Genomic DNA, 23,331 nt, shown 5'->3' with positions numbered 1-23,331 from the left:
GCGAAGTTTCTTCTATGTCAGCGCGATTTAGCTCAGCGGCTAGAACAAGGACTCGGGATGCAATGTCAGGAGGAACCATAATGTATTGAACGTCGTATGGTATTCAGCAGAAGTCAAAGCCGCCAGACCGCTCATATGGACCAGCGTTCAACCACAGAGCCCACAGCGACCGATGATAGACAGCACGAAGAACAAGACGAGGCGCCGGTTCATTTCGGCGAACTCATTCCTGCGCACCCTTGGATTACGGCAGCGATCATTGCAATACTTGCTGCTGCTGCCGTCGGCGTTCTTGTTTGGTGGCTTAACGCGCGCCACTACGAATGGACGGACGATGCCTTTATCGACGCTCGGCAATTTGCCGTAAGCTCGAAGGTTGCCGGCTATATCGATGCCGTAAAGGTAACCGACAATCAACGTGTGTCCGCCGGCGATCTGTTGGTGCAAATCGATCCTCGCGATTATGAGGCATCGCTCGCTCAAGCCAAAGCGCGCGTTTCGCAGGCCGTGGCAACCGTCGGCAACGAAGACGCACAAATCGAAGCGCAGAAAGCCCAAGTCACGGCCGCTGAACAACAGAAGAAGGAAGCAGATGCCGCGCTCGTCTTCGCAAAGCAGGAAAACGATCGCGCTCAGGCGCTCGTCAAATCCGCGGTTGGCACAGTCGAACGAGCGCAGCAGACCCGATCTCAACTGCAACAGGCACAGGCAACGTCGGCGCGAGCCATGGCGAGCGTCGAAGCCACCAAGAAGCAGTTGACGGCGCTACTCGCCCAGAAAGTGAGTGCTGAGGCTAACGTGGAAGCCGCCAAGGCCGACGAAGCGCTCGCCGAACTCAATCTCTCGTACACACATGTGACTTCTGCACAGTCCGGAAAGATCGTCCAGCTGACAGCCGCAAGGGGGCAGTACGTCCAGGTCGGACAAAACCTGATGATGTTTGTTCCGTCGCACATTTGGGTAACCGCGAATTTCAAGGAAACACAGATAACGGATATGCGGCCAGGACAACCGGTCTCTATCGAAATAGACGCTTATCCGAACCGCGAATTCAAAGGACACGTCGATAGCATCCAAGTAGGATCAGGCACTGCATTCAGTTTGCTTCCGGCGGAGAATGCGACGGGCAACTACGTTAAAGTTGTGCAACGCGTTCCCGTGAAAATAGAAATCGACAACCCACCCTCCGACGTGACTCTTGGACCTGGAATGTCCGTTGTCCCCGAAGTGAAGGTCCGATGAGCAACGACGCCAAAGCTGGAGGGCCGCGAAAGATCAATCCATGGCTGATCGCATTCATTGTGTCGATCGCGACGTTCATGGAAGTTTTAGATGTCAGCATTGCAAACGTTGCGTTGCGCCATATTGCCGGAAGCGTGGGTGCCTCTTACGACGAAGCGACCTGGGTGCTGACGAGTTACCTGATCGCGAACGCGGTGATCCTGCCAGCAAGTGCTTGGCTGTCATCGATGGTTGGGCGCAAGAAATTCTACATGTTCTGCGTCGCGCTATTCACGTTCGCATCTTTTCTTTGTGGCATAGCTTGGAGTCTTCAATCTCTAATTTTCTTTCGCGTTCTCCAGGGGCTCGGTGGTGGCGGCTTAGCGCCGAGCGAACAGTCAATTCTTGCGGACGCGTTCCCGGCGGAAAAGCGCGGCAGCGCATTTGCAGTCTATGGTCTCGCTGTCGTCGTAGCACCGACGGTAGGGCCGACAATTGGTGGAGCAATCACGGATTATTCCACGTGGCACTGGATCTTCTTTATCAATATCCCGATGGGTCTTCTGTCCCTGTTCCTCGTCGGCACTTTTGTCGATGCGGATAAAAAAGAGAAAACGAAAAACGACCCCAAACGTAGCCTTTGGAATTTCGATTTAGTGGGCTTTTTGCTGGTAGCGCTGTGTCTCGGCGCGCTGGAGGTCGTTCTTGATGAAGGGCAACGCAGCGACTGGTTCGAGTCGACATTTATCATCGCGTTTGCATGCTTATCGGCAGCAGCATTCGCGGTGTTCGTTCCGTGGGAGCTGTCCCGAAAATATCCACTCGTTAAGGTGCGCTTGCTTGGCACACGCCAATTTGGAATGTGCTTCATCATGATGCTCGTGACGGGAGGCGTGCTTTTCAGCTCCATCCAGCTCCTGCCTCAACTCGTTCAAAACGAATTCGGATATGATGCGACGTTAGCTGGCCTATCCTTATCTCCTGGCGGCTTCGTTACAATGATGATGATGCCCATTGCAGGCTATTTGACAGGAAAAGTGCAGCCGAAATATCTGATCGCGCTCGGGCTCGCCATCATTGGTTTTTCGATGTGGACTCTGACAGGCCTTAGCCCAGATCTTTCGTTCTTCTACGCGGTCTGGACCCGCATGTTTACGGCGGCCGGCCTACCGTTCCTCTTTATTCCAATTACGACGGCCTCTTATGCCGGCCTCAAAGGCGGCGACACCAGCCAAGCCGCTGGCCTGATCAACATCGCACGCAATCTGGGTGGTAGCATCGGCTTGGCCATGGTGCAGACGTCGTTGCAGCAACGCGAGCAGTTCCACCAAAGCAGGCTTGTCGAAAATGCTGTTCCGTCGAACATCCATTTTCAGGAGTCGCTACGCCAAGCGACAATATTCCTGCAAAGCAGCGGATCTTCGGCGACGGATGCTATGCACCGCGCTGAAGCTCTTGTCGGCCAGGTCATCCTGAAGCAAGCAACGTTACTGTCGTATATCGACACATTCTGGGTAATGGCCGTGGTTTGCGTCATTGCCTTTCCATTTGCCTTTTTATTGCGCTCGATTCCTCTCGGAAAGGGCCCACAACACTAGTCTTTGCGCTGCTATCGTGGGGGCCGCCATGCTAAAAACACTTTGCCCTATTTTGCCGTTTCTGACGCCGTTGTGTACAACAGTATGCAGGGCGCTGTCTGCGCTCTCGTACTCAGTCTAGGTTGCAGCTTGTCTCTTGAACTTTTTTACGGCTCGCGCGTTTGGGGATCGCCAGCATTGGAGATCCCGCATGCCCATCCTTACGACGGCCATCACGACATTTATTTTACTCGTCCTCATCGGTATCGTCGTCGGAATTTTCATGAATCGCGGGAGCCGGAGTTGGCTCGGGCGCCGGGTCGCAGAAGCGAGAGGAATTGGCGACGTCACCTATGCGCTCGTGGGCATCGCAGGGTCGTTCATGGGCTTTCATATCGGTGTCATTCTCGAACTGTTGCCGAGCCTGCTGCTGTATCTCTGCGCCATCGCGGGCGCCCTGCTGACGATTATCCTCTGGCGCCGTGTCTAAGCGCTGAACAAGCCCACCGAGAGCATGGATAGAGCCGCACAAATCAAAACCTTGTTGGAGGAAGCCGACAACGCCAAAGCTTGGTTTGCTAAGTACACCGATGAGCTCAAAGGCGATCCGGCGAACGAAATGCTTTTGCGGCTAAAGGAATTATGTCGGGTGGAATTCGAAAAGCGATGGGACCAACTCATCGATTTGGATGTCGACGTTAGCGGATCGGCAGGTGCGAACAGACGGTCCCCGGATCGAAGACTAAGCCCGTGGAGGCGCGGCGGACCGAGGAAATTCGGTCTTTTGGCCCAACTCGGCTGTCGTTATGTCTCGCTATCGATAAAAGTAATCCTAGGCTAAGTTCCAACTGACGCGGACCTTCACAGTTGGAGTTTAACGATGTCGGAGAGTGATGAGGCACCGCCTGTCGTTGAACCTCGCCCCGAGGAGCGGCCGCCCGATATTACTTTGCGAGCGCTTCTGCAGCGCATTCGGCAGCAGGAACTTCTTGCGGAACTTGGCGTAACGGCCATGCAAGGTGCATCTCTGGCCGAGCTACTGACGGAAGCAGCGCGTCTGACGGCGCAAGGCTTGCGCGCCGACTTCTGTAAAGTGTTGGAATACCTCCCCTCAGAAAATCGTTTCCTAATTCGCGCGGGAGTAGGTTGGGAGCCTGGCATCGTTGGCGTGGCGACGGTAGGCGCTGACACGGAATCGCCAGCCGGATTTGCATTACGCACAGGCAAGGCGGTCATCTCAAATCACCTAGAGAACGAAGAACGCTTTCGGACCCCAGAAATTTTGGCGGCGCACGGCGTAAAGCGTGCCATGAATGTCATTTTGCAAGGCGATGGCAAACCGTTCGGCGTTCTTGAGGTCGACAGCCGGTCGGATGATGATTTTGTCGAACACGACCTCGCGTTTCTTCAGGGTGCTGCCAACGTCCTCGGCATGGCGATCGAGCGCGAACGCTACGAACGATCTCTGAAGGCTGCAATTGATCGCCAGGAAGTCCTGATCAAAGAGATCAATCATCGCGTTAAAAACAGCCTTGCACTTGTCAGCAGCATGCTTCGGCTGCAAGCGCGAGAAGACGACGATCCGAAGATTGCGGATCGCCTTGCCGAGGCCTGCGCGCGCGTCAACGCCGTTGCCCGCGCCCATGAGCGGCTCTATCAGACCGATGATATAGAGACGTTGGATCTCGGCGCCTATGTCGAGCAAGTTTGCAAGGATGTCGATGCGGGCATGTCACAGCTCGACGTCCGAGTTGAGTCAGAACGCGGCATTATTATCGCCACCGATCGCGCGATATCGACGGCGCTTATCGTGACAGAGCTCATCACGAACGCGGCCAAATACGCTTACGAAGAAAGAGCAAACGGAAAAGTTTGGGTGCGGGTGACGCGCTCGGGCGCTGAGAAGGTCGTGTTGGCCGTGCGCGATGATGGAGCGGGGCTCCCACCAGACTTCGAGTTCCAGAATGGCAAGAGCCTCGGGATGCGAATGATCAGTGCTTTTGCGCAGCAGCTGGGAGCCCAAGTGACCATCAATCGACTGTCGCCAGGGACAGAAATTACTGTATTGCTTCCGTTAAACTTTCAATCCTAGCGGCGCAGCACGTCTCAGAACCCTCGCTATATCCCGAGAAATCGACCGCCGGCAGGTGGCTCCCAAGTCGGATTGTCAAAAAGGCAGTCGGCAATCGCATACCGTTGAAGCCCATAGACGGCGCCACGGGCATGCGAGCCGAATTTGTCAGTCATGAGCCAAGCCGTGAGGGTCTTCAAAATCTCCTCGCGCTGCTCATTGTTCATTGCGTCGATGGCTGTCAGTGCTTGTTCGAAGCATGCAAGCGCGCCGTCGGGCGTTGTGCTCGAATCTTCGAGGGCATGCCTGTTTGGGAAGACGTCCGAAAGCTTTGTGTACGGTCTGGCTTGGGCCATGTTGTGAGAACCTTTTGCGACCTTTCAATGCACGCTTTGAAAGGAGAACTAGCCACGATCCGGCACGTTCCAACGTCAATCCCAAACAATTCTTTCCTGCGTCTTAATTCCGCTCGCCCAGATAGCCTTCCGAGCATCTTGCAGTAGGCCCTTCAATCTCTTTAGTAGCCTTGGTCATGGCGCTCACGCCGGTTTGAGCCAACCACCATAATAGCCTTCGATTTTGTCCGTTGTTTCCTTATCCCAAGGTCCGGCTTCATCGAGGAAAGAGGGTCCATTCTCCAAGCCCTCCCTCGGAACACCGACAACATAGCCGCCGGCGTCAGGAACGTATTTCAATGCAAACCAAGGTACGGGATGGTATTTCTTTCCGAGACCAAGCACACCACCGAAGGACATCACCGCGTAGGCGATTTTGCCGGTACGCTTCTCCAGCATCACATCGTAGATCTCGCCCATCGTCCTCCCGTCGGCGTCGAGCACGGGAGTGCCCTGCACCTTGCCGGCGGAAATTAACGTCAGCGTTTCATCGGGCGTTTCCATGTCCCTCCTTCCTGAAGGTGAAGGCCGGGAGTGATCCCGGCTCTTCAACGTTGCTGCAGGTTTTAGCGCGGCCTTAGGTTCACGATTTGTAGAACTTGTAATCCGGCAAGGCTTTCAGCGAATCCTTCGTTGCGTCGGTGGAGATCTTCATGCTGTCTCCGTCGCGGCCGACCTTCAGCGAACTGAACGGCACACCCACATATTTGTCGCCGATACCAAGAAAGCCCCCGACGCTCAGCACGACTTCGTCCATCGTACCGTCAGGTTTCAGAATAATGTCTTCGACGCTGCCGATGTTCTCGTTGGCATTGTTGTAGACCTTCGCGCCAACGAGCTTGCTGGTACGGAATTCATCGGCCGTCTGCATGTTGTCGGCTGCGAATGCTGGGAGCGTTGCCGCACTGACCATCAGTAAGCCAGCGGCGGCGAGGACGTTGAGAGATAGTTTTTTCATCGGGCATCTCCTTGCTTTGTGCTTGCAAAAGATTTCCGCTGCCGGATTGTTCCCGTTCGAGCTTCCGTTCCCGCGATCGCAGATCGAGAACGTTTTAATTTGCAGAATGCCTAACAGTTCCCGATGGCCGCAGTGGGAAGATCAGATGCAGATCGCTTCGAAATCTCCGACATCGGAACTTGTGCATCTCTACGGCATCTGCCCTGTCGATAGTCGTCCTGTCAGCGAGGACGGGCGCTGATCCGATCTTGGCTAGACGAAGCCGCAACATGCGGCGGCGGTTGCGATGCTGCCCTCGCTATCGGTGCCAGTCTCAGCATAGCAATGATCGCTCTCTTTGCAGCGCTTCCCTTGTTTGTCGGAGACTTCTTTTTTCATCCTGCCTGGACTTTGGCCGTGATACCCACCGCCCCGATGGCGGTTGCCCTTAGGGCCGTCCGGCCGCCAACTTATGCGTCGGATTCCGGAATGAGCTTTTCGAGCTCACGCATGATATCTTGCGGCATATAAGGTTTTGATATCCACGTCAGCGGATTGGCAGGCCGAGCGCGTTCTCTTAGGGCCTCACTTGCATTGGCGGACGCGAAAATAGAACGAGTCCCGAACCGCGTGTATAACTCGATCGCGGCATCGACACCAGCACGCTCGCCTACCAGGCGAACGTCCATGATGATTAGTGTGGGGCGCTCCGATTCAGCCAAACGAACAGCCTCTTCTGCCGAGACAGCAAGCCCGGCTATTCCATAGCCGGCGCTGCGCAGTGCATTTTCAAGCTGCCAAGCCAGAAGATATTCGTCTTCCACAATCAGGATGCGCATCTTGCTGCGCGCCGCCCCGGCGTCATCCGGCGCAGCGAAGGCGCGATAAAAAGCTCTCGCTAAGAAATCCTCAAGCAGAGGAGGCGCGACGCGGGTGCTTTTCGATATCGCTCGGTAATAAAACCGCGCATCGCGTGGGTGATTTGCTGACTGCAAGCTGACCTCTTATCTGTCGCGCGAGACCTTGGACCAGCTGTAAGCCAGACGCGGCGATGTTCTCGATGTCAAAACCGGGGCCTCCGTCTTGCACGCTCAATATAATATTATCGTGCTCGCGGACAAGCCGCGCAAACAGTGTGGTGTGTCGCCCTTCTCGGGTTCCGTATTTCGCAGCATTCGTAAGAAGTTCATTGAGAATTAGGGCAAGCGGCATTGCGACGTCGGTCGAAAGCGAGATATCGGATGCCTCTTGATTGATGGTTATTTCGCTTGCAAAAGATGTTCGCGCCGCGGCGACAACCGACGCTAAAAACTCTGCTGCGTTAAAGCTCATTACTTCGGAGGTCGTATAAAGAACCTTCTGAGCAGCGGCCATCGCGGCCACTCTTGCCGAAGCTTCGCGAAGAACGGCCTGGGCTTCCTGATTGGGGGTTTTGTTAGCCGAAAGCAGAAGGAGGGCTTGCAACGTCTGCATATTGTTTTTGACGCGGTGATTTAATTCGTTGAACAAAATAAGCTGTTGGGATTCAGCTTGTTTGCGCTCGCTGACATCCACCAGCAATGTTAATTGAGCCGAAAACCTCGCCCTCTGCATCAATGACCGGCGTCGCATAGGGAATAATCGGGACGCGCGTCCCGTCGGCCTTTTCGATCAGGACTTCCTGGTTGCGTATTGATCTGCCCTCTTTGAGGGCCAGTTCCGTGGGTGAATGCTCAAGCGAGATCGCCGACCCATCTGGACGGTAAAGCTTGTAGTTTTGCCAAGTTGCTCCAATTTTCGGTGGCACATAGGCGTAGTCCATAGCTCCCTGGTTGAAATAGGAGATGTTGCCCCGTTCGTCCGTCGTAAAAAGCGCCGCGGGGATCGCATCGAGCAACGATCGAATGCGCAGCTCGCTCTCGCGAAGCCGGATTTCCATAGCTTTTCGTTCGCTGATGTCGCGAGCGATTTTGGACGCGCCAATGATAGCATCGTTTTCGTCTCGTACCGGTGAGACGGTCAGAGATATCTGCACCATACTGCCATCTTTACGGCGCCGGACGGTATCGAAGTGATCGACGAGCTCCCCCGACCTGATACGAGCTAATATCTGCGGCTCTTCAGAAAGGCGATCAGGCGGGATGATGATGCCAATGAATTTTCCGATCGCTTCCGATGCAGGATAACCGAACAACCGTTCGGCGCCGCCGTTCCAGCTGAGAATGATCCCATTAAGACCTTTGCTAATGATGGCGTCGTGAGAAGAATTCACGATAGGTGCGAGGCTGCGCCGTGCAGGAAAGGGGATCCGGTTGGTTGTTGGCGGCGGGGTCGCCGAGACACCGGATGGGCAGATGGCTGCTTTGATGCGCGACGCGCACGCAACACGTGAGGCGCTGATGACGGGGCGGGACATAACCATCGACGCGATGGCGCAGCGGCTGGGCGTCAAGCGAGACTATCTGTCGGCTCACATGCGTCTGACGTATCTCGCGCCAGACATTGTCCGCGCGTTCATGTCAGGACGATATCCGCCCGAGTTGACTCCGGCGTGTCTTCTCTCTCTTTGCAAAGACCTGCCACATGACTGGCAGCTCCAGCGCGCAGTCCTCGGGTTTGAGACGCAGTCCCATGCCGGGGACGCCTAGAAAAAGATGCGACTCTGACCGGCCGAAAAATGCCGACAGAGATAAAAAGGGCCTCCAGCCCGAAAACGTCTCCCAGAGACGCGGCCAGTTGCGCGAAAGCCCAAATGCCTGTTGACAAGTCGCGGATTTGGCGACGAAATTCCGCCTACGGAAATTGCATAATATGCAGCTATATCAATAACTTAGTCGCTGGCTGGGGGACTAGGATTCGAACCTAGACAGGCAGAGTCAGAGTCTGCAGTCCTACCATTAGACGATCCCCCAAAGCCGGGATCAGGCGCGCCTGTCGGCCGCCGAGAGGGCGCGTCATAGCAGCAGCGCTGGGCGACTGCAAGGCCGGCGTCGCTTCAGCGCTCCCCTGCGCCAAAAGGCTCGTGCGCACATCAGCTTACGGCATGGTGCCGTCACCACGCGCCGGGTGCGATTTGGATGTCGTCCGGCGCCAGCTCGCGCCTATTGGCGCAGTCCGAGAAGCTTCGGGCGGTATTCGAAGTGCATCGTATCGTAGTGATACCAGCGCCCGCCCCAGATAAAGCCGTGCTTCTCGAAAATGCGCACGATCTCGAGCGGGATTGCGTTGCGATAGAGTGGACGTTCGCTCGCGCCGCCCTTGGCCCATCGCCAGTAATGCGAATGCGTCGTCGCAACGTCGATCGCAATGCCGTAGCCGTGCCCCGAGCGCTGCGCCGTCCCCGCGATCGTGCGGCACACGAACCCTCCCGCGGCAGGAATGAGGTACGCGTCGAACCTCGCGGGCAGAGCATCGAGTTCGTCGCTGACGGCCTGGAGATGCGCCGCGACTCCATTCCTGCGCGTCACCGTGATTCGCTGATTGGCTTTCCCCGGCAGCCACCGGACGGTCGTCAATGACGCGGCGAAGCCCGGCTGCTGGCAGTCGCCATAGAGCTTTGTAAAGAATGCCGCGTTGCGCGCGCGGCCCGGATCGAAATTGAACTTTGGCGGACGAGCCTCGGCGCCTTGCGGATAAGAATATCGGAACATGTCCTTGATGCTCGGATGCGCGAGCCACGTTTCGAACGGTTTTTCTTCGTCGCTGCCGAGCGGCAATGTCGTTCCGTCACGGAACTTCAGATTGCGGCCGTCGAGGCCCGCCACCGAGTCGGGATAGGCCGCAGCAAGTCGCCCGGCCACAGCCTCATCGCTGAGGCCATCTGCAACACAAATAGTGGGTGAGATTGCGATGATCGAGGCAGCGTGTCCAACCACCCGGAACAACAACCGAATTCGCTGCAGCATGGGAAGCCGCCATTCCCGAGGCACGCCTGAGAATGTGTGGCGCGGCGTTAAGCATCCCGCGAGAGCTTTACGGGCGTGCGCGACCTGATACACTTCCCCCTAACTGAGGTCCAGATCATTGGCCTGATGAGCACGGCGCTTGGCGGCAAGCTGCTGATGCACCAGGTCCTGGAGATAGAAATTTGACGCCCGAGAAATCAGGCTCCGATGCGTCCGACGCAGCTGGGCTCCCGGAAAAATCCGACGACGAGATTCCAGATACGACTGGATTTTCCGCGCTTTCGCTACCTAGCGAGAGCGAACGTGATGACAGCGATCGGCAGCTCTACAAGCGCAACGACAATGGTTCAAAGCCGTACGTGAACCGGGCTTCGCCGCGGGCAGACGGCCGTGACGAGCGGCGCGATCCGTACGCCATTCCGGTGTCGTCGCTTGCGATCAAGCCGCCGGGCGGCGAACAAATTTACGGCGCGCTCGACCTTGGCACCAACAACTGCCGGCTGCTTCTGGCGCGGCCGTCGCGTCGCGGCTTTCGCGTCGTCGATGCATTCTCGCGCATCATTCGTTTAGGCGAAGGCGTCAGCCGCACGGGCCACCTTTCAGAGCTTGCGATGAATCGCACGATGGAGGCGTTGAAAGTCTGCGCCGGCAAGCTGCATCGCCACAATGTGACCCGCACCCGTCTCGTGGCGACCCAAGCCTGCCGCGTCGCGGCCAACGGTCCTGACTTCGTCGCCAAGGTAAAGGACAGCTTCGACCTCGATATCGAAATCCTGACGCCGGAAATGGAAGCGCATCTGGCGGTCGCCGGATGCGCCACGCTCATCGATCCGAGCACTGATTACGTGCTCGTCTTCGACATTGGCGGCGGCTCATCGGAGATCATCTGGCTCGACCTGACACGGCTTGGAACCCGTCAGGATGCTCTGAACGGCCGCGGCGATGTCGACGACGCCATCGTCGCCTGGGAATCGCTTCCCGTCGGAGTCGTTACGCTGGCAGAGCGCTTCGGCGGTCGCGACGTGACGGCGGAGAGCTTCGCGGCCATGTCCGAGGCGGTAACGAAGCTGCTTCTGCCGTTCGAGGCGAAACATAACTTCCGCGAGCGGACCGCAGGCAAGCCCGTGCACTTCCTCGGCACGTCCGGCACGGTTACGACGATTGCCGGTGTCATGCTCGGCCTCGACCGCTACGATCGCAAGCGTGTTGATGGTATTTGGCTCGGCACGCACGACATCGAGAATGTCACGTCCGAGCTTCTGGCGCGCTCCTACGACGAACGCGTGCTGCAGCCGTGTATCGGCCGCGAGCGCGCCGATCTCGTCCTTGCGGGCTGCGCCATCCTCGATGCCATCATGCAGCTTTGGCCCGCCGATCGCCTGCGCGTCGCCGACCGCGGGCTGCGTGAAGGCATCCTGATGCAAATGATGATGGAAGATGGCGTCTGGCGCTCCAGCCGCCGCCGTCGCGGGCGCGGCAAGCGCGGGAAGGGTGCACGGTAGTCGTGAGCGGCAAAAGTAATAACGGCGGTGCCGGCGGCAAGAAGGGCGGCGTCGGCGGAGCCCATTCAAGCTTGAGCGGCGGCCAGCGGCAGCTTCGCACGACGGTCAAGACCGCGCGTAAACGCTCCGTCTCGTCTGCCCGCTGGCTTGAGCGGCAACTGAACGATCCCTACGTCGCAGCGTCGAAGCGCGAGGGTCTGCGCTCCCGCGCGGCCTTCAAGCTGCGCGAGATCGACGCCCGCTATCATTTCCTGAAGCCCGGCCAGCGGATCATCGACCTCGGCGCAGCGCCGGGCGGCTGGTCGCAGGAAGCGGCGGAGCGGGTGAAGGCGGCCGACGGCAAAGGTCAGGTCGTTGCCATCGACTATCTGGCGTTCGAGCCGATCCCTGGTGTCGATATAATTGAAATGGATTTCACCGATCCGGGCGCCGAGGAGCTTTTGAAATCCCGCCTGCGGGACGGCCACGCCGATGTCGTGCTCTCCGATATGGCGGCACCGACAGTCGGTCACGCCAAGACCGATCACTTGCGCATCATGGGTCTCGCCGAGGCGGCCGCCGCCTTCGCCGCAGACGTGCTGGAGCCGGGCGGCGCTTTCCTTTGCAAGGTCTTTCAGGGCGGCACCGAGCGCGACCTGCTCGACATGCTGAAGCGCGATTTCAAGGTCGTGCGCCACGTGAAGCCACCTGCCAGCCGCGCCGAAAGCTCAGAGCTTTACGTTCTGGCGACGGGATTTCGGGGAGAGGGGTCGGCCGACTGAGGCTGTTTCGGCTCTTGCCGAGGCCTTGTCGCGATCTGCTTTCCCTGCCGGCCGTGGGCTGGGGAAACGCTGAACGCACCCGCCGACGGCTCTAACTCAGAAGCAAATCCTATGGGGGCTTTGAACCCCGTGGGCGCCTCTTTGCTCCTGTTCCGCGACACGCGTATGACGAAAAAGGCCTTTTCGCGCCACTTTTTGCACGCCGCTTGAATTGGTTACCATCATCCCCATTTGACGCGGCCAAGAACGCTTCCAAGTCGGAAATCTTGGTGATATAGACCCCGCGACAGTGTTCCGCCCCAGGGGGCCTGAACGTGTCGCCCCCCAAAATCTGGAGAAGTCGGCATGACTTCGAGCCTATCCGCGCTCGATTCGGCGATCGCGCTTACCTTTGACGACGTTTTACTGGTGCCGGGTCCGTCCGACGTCATGCCAGGACAGACGGACGTCTCGGCTCAGCTGACCAAGAGTATTCGGCTGAATATCCCGCTGCTGTCGTCCGCCATGGATACGGTGACCGAAGCGCGCCTCGCTATCGCGATGGCCCAGGAAGGCGGCATCGGCGTTCTCCATCGCAACCTCACCATCGAGGAGCAGGCCCGCCACGTCGCGCAGGTCAAACGCTATGAAAGCGGCATCGTCCTCGATCCGGTAACGATCGCGCCGCAGAAATCTCTGCGTGACGCCCTGACGCTGATGGCAGAGAAGGGCGTGACCGGGGTGCCGGTTGTTGATAGCGGCCGCGAAGCGCCGGACGGCAGCGCCGGCAAGGGCAAGCTCGTCGGCATCCTGACCAACCGCGACGTCCGCTTCGCCACCGACCTCGACCAGCCCGTTTCGAAGTTCATGACGAAAGACAATCTGGTGACCGTGAAGCGCAACGTGTCGCCGGAAGACGCTAAAAAGCTTCTGCACAAGAACCGCATCGAAAAGCTGATCGTTGTTGACGATCAGGGCAACTGCATCGGCCTCATCACCGTCAAGGACATCGAGAAGGCCGCCAAGCATCCGAATGCCTCGAAGGATGCCCAGGGACGCCTTCGCGTCGCCGCCGCGACGACCGTCGGCGAAGATGGCTTCGAGCGCACTGAACGCCTTATCGCCGCCGGTTGTGACGTCATCGTCGTCGACACGGCGCACGGCCATTCCATTAAGGTCATCGACGCCGTCGCACGCATCAAGCGGCAGTCGAACAGCGTGCAGGTGATCGCCGGCAACGTCGCCACGGCCGACGCGACGAAGGCGCTGATCGACGCCGGAGCCGACGCTGTGAAAGTCGGCATCGGTCCGGGCTCGATCTGCACCACGCGCATCGTCGCGGGTGTTGGCGTGCCTCAGCTCACCGCCGTGATGGAATGCGCCAAGGAAGCCGCCCGCTATGGCGTGCCGGTAATCGCCGACGGCGGCATCCGCTTCTCCGGCGACATTGCCAAGGCCGTCGCCGCTGGCGCCTCCTGCGTGATGATCGGCTCGCTGCTTGCGGGCACGGACGAAGCGCCGGGCGAGACCTATCTCTATCAGGGGCGCACCTACAAGTCCTACCGGGGCATGGGCTCCGTGGGCGCCATGGCTCGCGGCTCGGCCGATCGCTACTTCCAGGCCGAGGTCCGCGATACGCTAAAGCTCGTTCCGGAAGGCATCGAAGGCCAGGTTCCCTACAAGGGGCCGATGGAAGCCGTCGTACACCAGCTTGTCGGCGGCTTGCGCGCGGGCATGGGCTATCTTGGAGCCAAGACCATTCCGGAACTGCAGAAGCGCGCCAAGTTCGTTCGCGTTTCGCCCGCCGGCATCCAGGAAAGCCACGCCCATGGCGTCATGATTACGCGCGAAAGCCCGAACTATCCGGGCGTTGGCAGGTAGTCTATTGAGACGAGATCGGCTGCGCCAACCTGCGGGGACCACATCATGACAGTCACGGACTTTTTGCTGCCGGTCTTCGTTGAGGTGCTGCTGATCTTCGTGCTGATGGGTCTGATGGGGCGGGCGCGGCTCGGCAGCATCGCTCGCGGCGAAGTGAAACCGGAGGACGTCGCGCTCGACAGCCGGAACTACGGCCCGCGCGCACGGCAGTTCGGAAACAGCTTCTCCAACCAGTTCGAGCTGCCGCTGCTGTTCTTCGCGTTGATAGCCTTCCTTCTGATCACGCGCGTCGGCGACCTGCTGCTACTCGTTCTGGCCTGGGTCTTCGTGCTCTCCCGCATCGTCCACGCCTACATCCACACGACGAGCAACGATGTCATGTGGCGCACGCGCGTCTATTCGCTGGGTGCCGTCGTCCTTTTCATCATGTGGCTCGTCTTCGCCATCAAAATTCTGATTGGCATCTAGAGATGTTTTTCCAATGAAAGCCGGTGCTCGGATCGCTGCGGCGATCGAGGTCTTGGAAGCGATCATCAATCGCTACCAGCCCGTTGCCATTGCCTTGACCGATTGGGGCAAGGCCCATCGTTTTGCCGGGTCCGGCGACCGCAACGCCATCGGCGGCCTCGTCTATGACGCCATGCGCCGCCGCGCGTCGATCTCCTGGGCTTTCGGAGAGGACACGCCCCGCGCGCTCGCGCTCGGCGCCGCCTCTTCTGCGCTGGGCCTGACGCCGGAAGCCGTCATCGCCGCGTGCGACGGCTCCGATCACTCGCCGCCACCACTAACTGAGACCGAGCAAGCCGGGCTGACACGCCCGCTCGACGGCGCACCGGCCCACGCGCAGGCCGACATTCCCGAATGGCTTTGGTCGTCGTTCGCTGATCAGTTCGGTGCCGACGCCGTTGCCGAAGGACAGGCCATGGCCCGCCGTGCCCCGGCCGATCTTCGAGTCAACACGCTGAAGTCGACGCCGGAGAAGGTTCTGAAGGCGCTCGCAAGCTTCGGCGCCGAGCCATGCGGCCTGTCGCCGATCGGCATTCGCGTGCCCCCACCCGTCGGTGCTCAGCGCACCCCGAACCTCCAGGTTGAGGCTGCCTTTCAGGCGGGCTGGTTCGAAATCCAGGACGAAGGCTCGCAGATCGCCGCGCTGCTGTCCGGCGCCGGACCGCGCAAGCAGGTGCTCGATCTCTGTGCCGGTGCGGGCGGCAAGACACTCGCGCTCGCGGCCCTGATGCAGAACACCGGTCAGATCTATGCCTACGATGCTGACCGCAATCAGCTTAAGCCGATCTTCGAGCGCATCAAGCGGGCAGGCGTCCGCAATGTGCAGGTGCTGCGTGCGGGCGACGAGGTGGCGGTCGACGCCCTCGGCCCGCGCTTCGACGTTGTCCTCGCGGACGCGCCGTGCACAGGAACCGGAACCTGGCGCCGCCGACCGGATGCCAAATGGCGTCTGAAGCCTGAAGCGCTGAAGGCGCGGATGGCCGAGCAGCAGTCCGTGCTGAAGCGGGCCGCGAGCCTCGTCAAGCCGGGCGGCCAACTGCTCTACGTGACGTGCTCAATTCTTCCCGAAGAGAACACTGGGCAGATCGCGTGGTTTCTTGAAGGCAACGCCGACTTCTCCGTCATCCCAACGGCTGAAGTCTGGAAGGCGGCGTTAGCGAGCGAGCCTCCGCCGTCGGCCGACGCGCGCACCGACACATTGCTGTTGACACCCCACCGGCATGGCACCGACGGGTTCTTCATTGCGGCACTAGGCCGAAAGGCATAACCGAACTTTCGGCGGATTGATTTGCGCCCGCGGTTCGTCGCCTTGAAGCGCGCGGACAGATTTCCTCAGCACGCAAACTGCTGCCGGGAATGATTGCCCGCGCCCGTTACGCGCTGACATAAAATGTGAGCGGATTACTTGGTGACGGCGCCAAGAAACTCCGTTGACATCACAAGCCTTCAAACTATCTCATCAAGCGTTTGCCGCTGGCTCGCGGCAAATCGAGGGACCGCGGCTTTGTATGCGTATTTCACGCCGTGCCCACGCTCGTGAGGCCAATTGAGGTCAATGAATGAGCGGTAGGCCCCACTCCTTCCTCTCCCCGAAATGCGAAGTTCGTCCCGCACCCGACCGCGGCGGCCATACCGTCGTCGCCCGGCACGCAATCGCCAAAGGCGAATTGATCGTGGTCTGGAGCGGAACGCTCGTAACCGGCGAGGAACTGAACGAAATGCCTCAGACTGTGAAGCGCTATTCGCTTCAGGTCGAGGAAAACCAGTATCTGGTCTCGCTATCGGACTGCGAGCCGCCGGATTACGTCAACCATTGCTGCGATCCAAACTCCGGCCTCTCAGGCCAGATCACGCTCGTGGCGATGCGCGATATCTCGCCCGGCGAAGAGATCACCTACGACTACGCCATGAGCGACGGCTCGCCGTACGACGAATTCGCGTGCTCGTGCGGTTCGCCACACTGCCGTGGCCACGTGTCGGGACAGGACTGGATGCGCCCGGATCTCTGGCGGCGATACGCAGGATACTTTTCGCCGTATCTCCAGCGCCGCATTCTGGCCGGTCAGGCGCTCACGTCGCTGGCGGCGAGGCGGCGGCGATCGCCTCGCAAATCGGCGGCCGAGCCGATCATCATCCCGGGCGAGTAGCGCGTCGCGTGCGCTACTCCTGACCGCCGAGCTTCCGGTCGACGTGCGCGTCGAACGTCCGGTAGTCGCACGTGATTTCTTCCCCGGCTCGGATATCCCGCGAGGCGATGTCGTAACCCTCGATCGAGCCGGGCTCGTGCACGCCCTCGGTGTTCGGCTCGTCGGCGTGGTTCATGAAGCGGGCGTTGTCGGCGCAAAGCACAAACATGCCGCTGGCCTCGTGGAGATAGACGTGGTCGAGAAGGTTGGCGCGTGCGACCTCCGGCAGGCTTTCGATCTCGTCTTCCGTCAGCAGCCTGTCGAAGTGCGCCATGAAGCGCCAAGTCACGGTGCCCTTAGGAATATCTTCCGCCGCGAAAAGCCCAATCCCCGCAATGTCGCTCTGACCGAGCCGGGTCTTCACCATGAGCATGAAATACAATCCTTTCGATCATCGCGGCGAAACCAATCGGCGTGCTCAACGATATGAGTGGGCCGGCATGTGCGTCACTACTCGGTTCTGAAAAAATTGGGAGCTTGGAAAATTGCGAAGTCTGGGATCGCTCGTCATTTTTGCTGCATTGGTGGCAGCAGCGGCATCATCCGGGTCGGCATTTATGCCGGGGGAGTGGTACGCCGCGCTGAATAAGCCATCCTGGACGCCGCCGAACTGGGTTTTTCCGGTCGCTTGGACAATTCTTTACATCCTGATCGCGATCGCTGGTTGGCTGGCTTGGCGGGCGGGCGGATGGACGCCTGCGCTTCTGGCATGGGGTGCCGGTCTCGTCCTTAACGCTCTTTGGTCATACCTGATGTTCGGGCGGCACGATATCGCACTTGCCCTTGCTGATCTCGTCGCGCTCTGGGGCGCGATTGTGGTCTTTATCATTACTGCTTGGCCCGTCAGCCGCGGTGCGAGCTATCTCTTTCTGCCCTACCTGGCATGGGTAACCTTTGCTGGTGCCCTGAATTTTGCCGTCTGGCAAATGAACTAGGACTTTTCATTTTCTGCCGCGCGGTGGAGGAGCGGGATGGGCTGTCGCAGGCGGCTCAAATTGGCGGGCGTTGCGAGGTGCTCGAACTTCGCGTAGGGGAAGGCCCTGAAGAAAGGGCCCACCCGCTTTGACCGATTCCGTCCTCATCATCGACTTTGGCAGCCAGGTGACGCAGCTCATCGCACGACGTGTGCGGGAGGCGGGCGTCTACTCGGAAATTCACCCGTTCCAGAGCGCCGCCGAAGCGTTCCAGAAGCTGAAACCAAAGGCTGTGATTTTGTCGGGCGGTCCGGCGTCCGTCACTGAGGCAGACTCGCCACGGGCGCCGTCGGCAGTGTTCGAAGCAGGCGTGCCGGTGCTCGGAATTTGCTACGGCCAGCAGACCATGGCCGAACAACTCGGCGGCAAGGTTGAAAGCGGCCACGACCGCGAATTCGGCCGCGCCTTCCTCTCAATTGCGACGCACAGCCCGTTATTCGAAGGCGTCTGGTCCAAGGGCGAGCGCTATCAGGTCTGGATGAGCCACGGCGACCGCGTCACCAGTCTGCCGGAAGGTTTCGAAGTCATCGGCACCAGCGATAACGCACCATTCGCTGCGGTCGCGGACGAGAATCGCCGCTTTTATGCCGTGCAGTTTCACCCTGAGGTCGTTCACACGCCCGACGGCGCCAGGCTGATCGCCAATTTCGTGCACAACATTGCAGGTCTGAAGTCTGATTGGACGATGTCGGCCTATCGCCGCGAGATGATCGCCAAGATCCAGAAACAGGTCGGCAAGAGCCGCGTGATTTGTGGGCTTTCGGGTGGCGTCGATAGCGCCGTCGCCGCCGTGCTGATCCATGAAGCGATTGGTGACCAGCTGACCTGCGTGTTCGTCGATCACGGCCTGATGCGGCTCGGCGAGGCGGACGAAGTCGTCGGCCTCTTCCGCGATCACTACAACATTCCGCTCGTGCACGTGGACGCGTCCGAGCAGTTCCTGACAGCACTTGCAGGTGTCTCGGACCCCGAGACCAAGCGCAAGACCATCGGCAAGCACTTCATTGACGTTTTCGAGGCCGAAGCCAAGAAGATCGGCGGCGCGGAGTTCCTGGCCCAGGGCACGCTCTATCCAGATGTGATCGAAAGCGTGTCGTTCACCGGCGGCCCGTCAGTCACGATCAAGTCGCATCACAACGTCGGCGGTTTGCCCGAGCGCATGAACATGAAGCTCGTCGAACCGCTGCGCGAGCTGTTCAAAGACGAGGTGAGGGCACTGGGCCGTGAACTTGGCCTGCCGGAAACCTTCGTCGGTCGGCACCCATTTCCGGGGCCGGGTCTTGCGATCCGCATTCCCGGCGAGATCACGCGCGAAAAACTCGACATCCTGCGTAAGGCCGACGCTGTTTATCTCGACGAAATCCGCCGCGCCGGGCTTTACGATGCGATCTGGCAGGCGTTCGCCGTCCTGCTTCCCGTGCGAACTGTCGGCGTCATGGGCGACGGCCGCACCTACGATCACGTTCTCGGCCTGCGCGCCGTCACATCCGTCGATGGCATGACCGCCGACTTCTTCCACTTCGACATGGCGTTCTTGGGCCGCGTCGCCACCCGCATCATCAACGAGGTCCGCGGCGTCAACCGCGTTGTCTACGACGTCACGTCGAAACCGCCCGGCACCATCGAGTGGGAATGACCGACAGCCGATAGCTGCCGGTTGCCGCTCATGCCGCGAAATTGGTGGAGCGCGAGAGGGCGTCCCAGCCACTGATTTCGGTCTGCATGTCCTTAAGCTTCTGTTCGACCAGGCCCAGGGCATCGTCGCCGAGAAATAGCCGCGTTGGCGGGTTTTCGGTATTGACGATGGCAAGCAACGCTTGGGCGGCCTTTGCCGGATCGCCGGGCTGGTTGCCACTCTTCGCCTGCCGTGCCGCGCGGATCGGATCCATGACGCGGTCGTAGTCGGCAATGCTTCGTGGCGTACGGTCCATCGACCGGCCGGCCCAATCGGTTCGAAATTGTCCGGGTGCAAGCGCCGTCACACGGATGCCGAATGACGCGACTTCCTTGCCGAGCGCTTCCGAGATGCCTTCAAGCGCAAATTTGCTGCCGCAATAGAAGCTGATCCCCGGCATCGTGATGAAGCCGCCCATCGAGGTCACGTTGATGATGTGACCCCGCCGGCGTTTTCTCATGCCGGGCAAGACCGCTTTGATCATAGCCACCGGACCGAACACGTTGGCGGCAAACTGCCGTTGCAGATCCGCGATGGAGGATTCCTCCAGCACGCCCTCATGGCCGTAGCCGGCGTTGTTCACGAGCACGTCGATCGGACCGGCACGCCGCTCCGCCTCGGACACGGCGCCGGGCACAGCATCGTACACGGTGACATCGAGCACGATGGGAAGCGCAAGGTTCGGCGCAAGAGCAGCAAATGCCTCGGCGTCTTCCGTTCGTCGCACGGTGCCGATCACGCGATGTCCGGCGTCCATCGCGCCTTTCGCAAAGGCCCGGCCAAGACCGGAGCTGACGCCGGTGATGAGGAAGGTCTTAGGTTCGGTTGCTGACATACGAATAGCTCCCACTAGCAAACAATTTATATCATGATATAGTTTGCCGATGACATCTCGCAAGAGCCCAAAGTTAGCCAGCCCGCGGGGCGAGCAGGTTCGCCAGCGCATACTCGATGCCGCCGAGCACTTGCTGCGCCAGGGCAATGCCGAGTTTTCAATGCGCGATCTCGCGGCTGGGGCTTCTGTCAGCTTCGCCACGCCGTTCAACCAATTCGGCAGCAAGCTTGCGATCATGCATGCGCTTTCGGGGCGACGCATTGACTCGATGGAAGCGCTGCTGAGCAGCGGCTGTCCGGCAGGCGACGCAATTGATCGCGTGTTCTTCACCACCGACGCCGCAGCGTCCGTGATGGTGCTGGAGCCGGTTGTTAACCGGGCTGTCATGGGGTCGCTTGGCGCCTCCAGTTCTACGCCGGGAACGGTCTTGGAGCGCTCCGCGAAGCTATGGGCGACGGCGCTTGATGGTGGCGATGGCCTGTCGGGGGCTCATCGCGCTGAAGCGCTCGACATTTTGCCAAAGCAACTCGCGTTTGGATTTCGCGGAGTTTTGTCCTTTTGGACTGCGGGCGAATTGAATGACGCCGATCTCGCGCCCGCGGCGAAACGGGTGGCCGCGACGCTCATGCTCGGCTACGCCGATCCACGTCGGCGTGCAGCGCTGATCCAAGCCGCGATCCCTCATGCAAAATAAAGAATTGACATGCTGATCTACTAGAAGGTAGACAACAGCCATGAGCAACGTATCAACCACCGCTGATGACATTCTGGCCTGCGCACGCACTCTCATTATCGTAGGGGGCTATAACGGCTTCAGTTATGCTGATATCGCCGACGTTGTTGGCATTCGCAAGCCAAGCATCCACCATCACTTTCCGAGCAAGGTCGATCTCGTCCGTACGCTCGTGTCCCGTTATCGCCAGGAAGCCGAAGTCGGAATTGCTGAACTGGAACGGAATGTCTCGGATCCTGTCGAATTGCTGCAGGCGTACACTGGGTACTGGAAGGCATGCATCACAGATGCCAGCGCCCCGTTCTGTGTGTGCGCTCTACTCGCAGGCGAACTTCCCGTGCTTCCAGAAGAAATTGCACTTGAAGTGCGGGGGCATTTCCGCGTGCTATCGACGTGGCTCACATCCGTCTTTGAGCGTGGGATGCAGCTCGGCAGCCTTCGGCTCTCAAGTTCTCCGCGCGTAGAGGCTGAGGTCTTCATAGCCACCATTCACGGAGCCATGCTTTCCGCGCGAGCCTATGGAGATCCCCAAGTCTTCGGGCAGATCACCAACCCGCTTCTCGACCGAGTTTCCGTTCGGCACTGAGGCGTCCTGCGAAGGATCAGGGGGGCCTCACTGAATTCACACGAGGCAGATAGTCGAACTCTTTTACCGCCGTTATTTTGCTTGCTTAACCTACCAACTAGTAGAAAGGACATCAAATATGTCTACTCAATACGCGGAGATTTCCGCCGTCACCGAAGAGCGTTGGCTCAAGCAATACTATTTTATTCGAGGTGCGTTTTCGGTGCTGTGGGTCGGGTTGGCTCTGACAGCCGGACAGCAGGGAGGCGCGATCGCTGCCGCTTTGCTCATCATTTATCCGGCGTGGGATGCTTTGGCGAACTATGTCGACGCGGCGCGGAGCGGGGGCCTTGGGCAAAATCGCACACAGGCCATTAACGTTTTCGTCAGCGTCGCAACGGCGGCGGCCGTGGTCGTGTCGTTGCAATCTGGCATGAGTGAGGTGCTCGGCGCTTTCGGCGTTTGGGCGATCCTTGCTGGCTTGCTTCAACTCGGGACGGCGCTTGGCCGCTGGAAGACCTACGGCGCACAGTGGGCGATGGTTTTGAGCGGCGCTCAGTCGGCAGTGGCCGGAGGCCTCTTCATTTCGCGCTCGACGATGGCCACGCCGCACTCGATCAGCGACATTGCGGGTTACGCTGGCGTGGGTGCGGTTTACTTCCTGATTTCGGCAGGGTGGTTGGCCGTTCGGGACTGGCGCAACAAGGCCGCATGACGGCTATCGCTTCGGCGAGTCGCCAATATGAGCGTCGATCCAATAGCTGACGATGTCGATGACTTTGTCTTCGATGCCATAGTAGCCATGCGGACTAAGAGAGCCGCATGCGCGGTTTGATCGATCGATGCCGCCGCTGACTTCGACGACGCGGACATCGGGAGAATGGATCATCGCTGCGGCGGTCTTAGTGGCGTCGCTCGGAGGCGCCACGTCGCAGCGATCATCCTTGTTAGCGACGATGAGTGCGGGCACGCGAACGTCAGTCAGGCCCGCATCGAATACGGTCTCATGGCTGCCGCCACGCACCGAAACGGACTCTGTCAGAATAACCCCTGCAATCGTACCGGCTGGTGCGTGTGCTGCTCCGTTGGCCGCCGCAATGGACCCTTGGCTCGTACCGAGGAGAAACACCGGAAGCGCGACTTGCGTCCGGGCATATTGGATCAAGTCTTCCACGACGGCCGCGTAGTCCGGAGAACTTCGCGCACCGCGTAAACTTTCACGATTGATCCAGTCGGGTATCAACACGGCGTAGCCTTTAGCCAACCACATATCGCGCGTTCGAACCACGAAGTTGTGGCCATGACGGATATCGCCGTTGCGCGCTAATCCGACATCCCCCGCGCCTCCCGGCAGCATGACAATCGTGGCGCGCGGTGAGGGCGGCGCGACGTAAAGAGTATGCTGACGCTTACCGGAACTAAGCTTCAAATCGATGATACGTTCGCCGCTATTATCGGCGTTCGCCAAAGCCAGCGTTGAGAGAACAAGCGCACAGATTGCGGCCAAGCCCCAAGACGGGAGGAATGTCTTTATCGTCATCGTCGGAAAGCTAATGGAACAGCGTGATTGCCGTTGTCGCCAACTCTATGCCACTCTGAGCGTGAACAGGAACTGGACGACACGCAAACGCCGCCGATCCGATTGATA

24 protein-coding genes and 1 tRNA gene are annotated in these 23,331 nt (G+C 59.4%); 15 read left to right on the top strand and 10 right to left on the bottom strand.

Features of this window, described 5'->3' with window-relative positions; translation table 11 throughout:
- Window positions 1-135: 135 nt before the first annotated feature.
- From HYP802_RS0118175 to HYP802_RS0118155, 4 genes are all read left to right on the top strand, one after another.
- On the top strand, window positions 136-1,242 hold the full coding sequence (locus HYP802_RS0118175; RefSeq protein ID WP_013949133.1) for an HlyD family secretion protein: 1,107 nt from the start codon (window positions 136-138) through the stop codon (window positions 1,240-1,242).
- Window positions 1,239-2,819 carry a DHA2 family efflux MFS transporter permease subunit gene (locus HYP802_RS0118170; protein WP_013949132.1) on the top strand — a complete coding sequence of 527 codons (1,581 nt, stop codon included), beginning with the start codon at window positions 1,239-1,241 and terminating at the stop codon, window positions 2,817-2,819. Before HYP802_RS0118175 ends, HYP802_RS0118170 begins: the two co-directional genes overlap by 4 nt.
- A 190-nt stretch (window positions 2,820-3,009) precedes the next feature.
- A complete protein-coding gene (locus HYP802_RS0118165) occupies window positions 3,010-3,288 on the top strand; it encodes a hypothetical protein (RefSeq protein WP_013949131.1) in 279 nt (92 codons plus the stop codon).
- Window positions 3,289-3,678: 390 nt separating this feature from the next.
- Window positions 3,679-4,890 carry a histidine kinase dimerization/phosphoacceptor domain -containing protein gene (locus HYP802_RS0118155; protein ID WP_013949129.1) on the top strand — a complete coding sequence of 404 codons (1,212 nt, stop codon included), beginning with the start codon at window positions 3,679-3,681 and terminating at the stop codon, window positions 4,888-4,890.
- Between the two features lie 518 nt (window positions 4,891-5,408).
- On the opposite strand, the gene HYP802_RS0118145 is transcribed toward HYP802_RS0118155, so the two are convergent.
- From HYP802_RS0118145 to HYP802_RS0118100, 7 genes are all read right to left on the bottom strand, one after another.
- Window positions 5,409-5,768 carry a PRC-barrel domain-containing protein gene (locus tag HYP802_RS0118145; protein ID WP_013949127.1) on the bottom strand — a complete coding sequence of 120 codons (360 nt, stop codon included), beginning with the start codon at window positions 5,766-5,768 and terminating at the stop codon, window positions 5,409-5,411.
- Between the two features lie 79 nt (window positions 5,769-5,847).
- Window positions 5,848-6,222 carry a PRC-barrel domain-containing protein gene (locus HYP802_RS0118140; RefSeq protein WP_013949126.1) on the bottom strand — a complete coding sequence of 125 codons (375 nt, stop codon included), beginning with the start codon at window positions 6,220-6,222 and terminating at the stop codon, window positions 5,848-5,850.
- 449 nt (window positions 6,223-6,671) lie between these two features.
- The gene (locus HYP802_RS0118125; RefSeq protein WP_013949125.1) at window positions 6,672-7,040 is read right to left on the bottom strand and encodes a response regulator; all 369 of its coding nucleotides are present in this window, start codon (window positions 7,038-7,040) and stop codon (window positions 6,672-6,674) included.
- 70 nt (window positions 7,041-7,110) lie between these two features.
- The gene (locus HYP802_RS0118120) at window positions 7,111-7,755 is read right to left on the bottom strand and encodes a sensor histidine kinase (RefSeq protein WP_013949124.1); all 645 of its coding nucleotides are present in this window, start codon (window positions 7,753-7,755) and stop codon (window positions 7,111-7,113) included.
- Window positions 7,727-8,632 (bottom strand): PAS domain S-box protein, encoded by a 906-nt coding sequence (locus HYP802_RS23025; RefSeq protein ID WP_155831270.1) that lies wholly within the window; start codon window positions 8,630-8,632, stop codon window positions 7,727-7,729. Before HYP802_RS23025 ends, HYP802_RS0118120 begins: the two co-directional genes overlap by 29 nt.
- A 386-nt stretch (window positions 8,633-9,018) precedes the next feature.
- Window positions 9,019-9,092 (bottom strand) — tRNA-Gln (locus HYP802_RS0118105).
- Window positions 9,093-9,281: 189 nt separating this feature from the next.
- Complete coding sequence (locus tag HYP802_RS0118100) at window positions 9,282-10,085, bottom strand: M15 family metallopeptidase (RefSeq protein WP_024276281.1); 804 nt, start codon at window positions 10,083-10,085, stop codon at window positions 9,282-9,284.
- A 182-nt stretch (window positions 10,086-10,267) separates the two neighbouring features.
- Here HYP802_RS0118100 and HYP802_RS0118090 point away from each other — a divergent pair, with 182 nt between their 5' ends.
- The 6 genes from HYP802_RS0118090 (at window position 10,268) to HYP802_RS0118065 (ending at window position 16,862) form a co-directional block, all read left to right on the top strand.
- Window positions 10,268-11,587, top strand: coding sequence for a Ppx/GppA phosphatase family protein (locus HYP802_RS0118090; protein ID WP_013948832.1), 1,320 nt, complete (start codon window positions 10,268-10,270; stop codon window positions 11,585-11,587).
- A 71-nt stretch (window positions 11,588-11,658) separates the two neighbouring features.
- Window positions 11,659-12,348, top strand: a complete 690-nt coding sequence (locus HYP802_RS0118085; RefSeq protein ID WP_155831363.1) for an RlmE family RNA methyltransferase — start codon at window positions 11,659-11,661, stop codon at window positions 12,346-12,348.
- A 345-nt stretch (window positions 12,349-12,693) separates the two neighbouring features.
- Window positions 12,694-14,208, top strand: coding sequence for an IMP dehydrogenase (gene guaB, locus HYP802_RS0118080; RefSeq protein ID WP_013948830.1), 1,515 nt, complete (start codon window positions 12,694-12,696; stop codon window positions 14,206-14,208).
- A gap of 45 nt (window positions 14,209-14,253) precedes the next feature.
- Window positions 14,254-14,676, top strand: coding sequence for an MAPEG family protein (locus tag HYP802_RS0118075; protein WP_013948829.1), 423 nt, complete (start codon window positions 14,254-14,256; stop codon window positions 14,674-14,676).
- Between the two features lie 13 nt (window positions 14,677-14,689).
- On the top strand, window positions 14,690-15,982 hold the full coding sequence (locus tag HYP802_RS0118070) for an RsmB/NOP family class I SAM-dependent RNA methyltransferase (protein WP_024276280.1): 1,293 nt from the start codon (window positions 14,690-14,692) through the stop codon (window positions 15,980-15,982).
- Window positions 15,983-16,274: 292 nt separating this feature from the next.
- Entirely contained in the window at window positions 16,275-16,862 is a 588-nt protein-coding gene (locus HYP802_RS0118065) for an SET domain-containing protein-lysine N-methyltransferase (RefSeq protein ID WP_013948827.1), read from the top strand.
- Window positions 16,863-16,875: 13 nt separating this feature from the next.
- Here HYP802_RS0118065 and HYP802_RS0118060 read toward each other — a convergent pair whose 3' ends face one another.
- Window positions 16,876-17,274: an SET domain-containing protein gene (locus HYP802_RS0118060; RefSeq protein WP_013948826.1), complete on the bottom strand. Its 399-nt coding sequence runs from the start codon at window positions 17,272-17,274 to the stop codon at window positions 16,876-16,878.
- A 112-nt stretch (window positions 17,275-17,386) separates the two neighbouring features.
- Here HYP802_RS0118060 and HYP802_RS0118055 point away from each other — a divergent pair, with 112 nt between their 5' ends.
- Window positions 17,387-17,836 carry a TspO/MBR family protein gene (locus HYP802_RS0118055; RefSeq protein ID WP_013948825.1) on the top strand — a complete coding sequence of 150 codons (450 nt, stop codon included), beginning with the start codon at window positions 17,387-17,389 and terminating at the stop codon, window positions 17,834-17,836.
- A 127-nt stretch (window positions 17,837-17,963) separates the two neighbouring features.
- Complete coding sequence (gene guaA, locus HYP802_RS0118050; RefSeq protein WP_013948823.1) at window positions 17,964-19,511, top strand: glutamine-hydrolyzing GMP synthase; 1,548 nt, start codon at window positions 17,964-17,966, stop codon at window positions 19,509-19,511.
- A gap of 28 nt (window positions 19,512-19,539) precedes the next feature.
- Here the strand turns inward: guaA and HYP802_RS0118045 are convergent, their stop codons facing one another.
- Window positions 19,540-20,385 (bottom strand): oxidoreductase, encoded by an 846-nt coding sequence (locus tag HYP802_RS0118045; protein WP_013948822.1) that lies wholly within the window; start codon window positions 20,383-20,385, stop codon window positions 19,540-19,542.
- A gap of 49 nt (window positions 20,386-20,434) precedes the next feature.
- Between HYP802_RS0118045 and HYP802_RS0118040 the strand changes: the two genes are divergently transcribed.
- The 3 genes from HYP802_RS0118040 (at window position 20,435) to HYP802_RS0118030 (ending at window position 22,398) form a co-directional block, all read left to right on the top strand.
- Complete coding sequence (locus tag HYP802_RS0118040) at window positions 20,435-21,079, top strand: TetR/AcrR family transcriptional regulator (protein WP_013948821.1); 645 nt, start codon at window positions 20,435-20,437, stop codon at window positions 21,077-21,079.
- Window positions 21,080-21,119: 40 nt separating this feature from the next.
- Window positions 21,120-21,704: a TetR/AcrR family transcriptional regulator gene (locus tag HYP802_RS0118035; protein WP_013948820.1), complete on the top strand. Its 585-nt coding sequence runs from the start codon at window positions 21,120-21,122 to the stop codon at window positions 21,702-21,704.
- 118 nt (window positions 21,705-21,822) lie between these two features.
- The gene (locus HYP802_RS0118030; RefSeq protein WP_013948819.1) at window positions 21,823-22,398 is read left to right on the top strand and encodes a hypothetical protein; all 576 of its coding nucleotides are present in this window, start codon (window positions 21,823-21,825) and stop codon (window positions 22,396-22,398) included.
- A gap of 3 nt (window positions 22,399-22,401) precedes the next feature.
- Here HYP802_RS0118030 and HYP802_RS0118025 read toward each other — a convergent pair whose 3' ends face one another.
- Window positions 22,402-23,223, bottom strand: coding sequence for an alpha/beta hydrolase (locus HYP802_RS0118025; protein ID WP_013948818.1), 822 nt, complete (start codon window positions 23,221-23,223; stop codon window positions 22,402-22,404).
- Window positions 23,224-23,331: the final 108 nt, after the last annotated feature.

Source organism: Hyphomicrobium sp. 802, from assembly GCF_000526135.1.
GTDB lineage: Bacteria > Pseudomonadota > Alphaproteobacteria > Rhizobiales > Hyphomicrobiaceae > Hyphomicrobium_B.
Note: the sequence above shows the minus strand (reverse complement) of the source record. Positions and strands in the feature narration are given on the sequence as shown.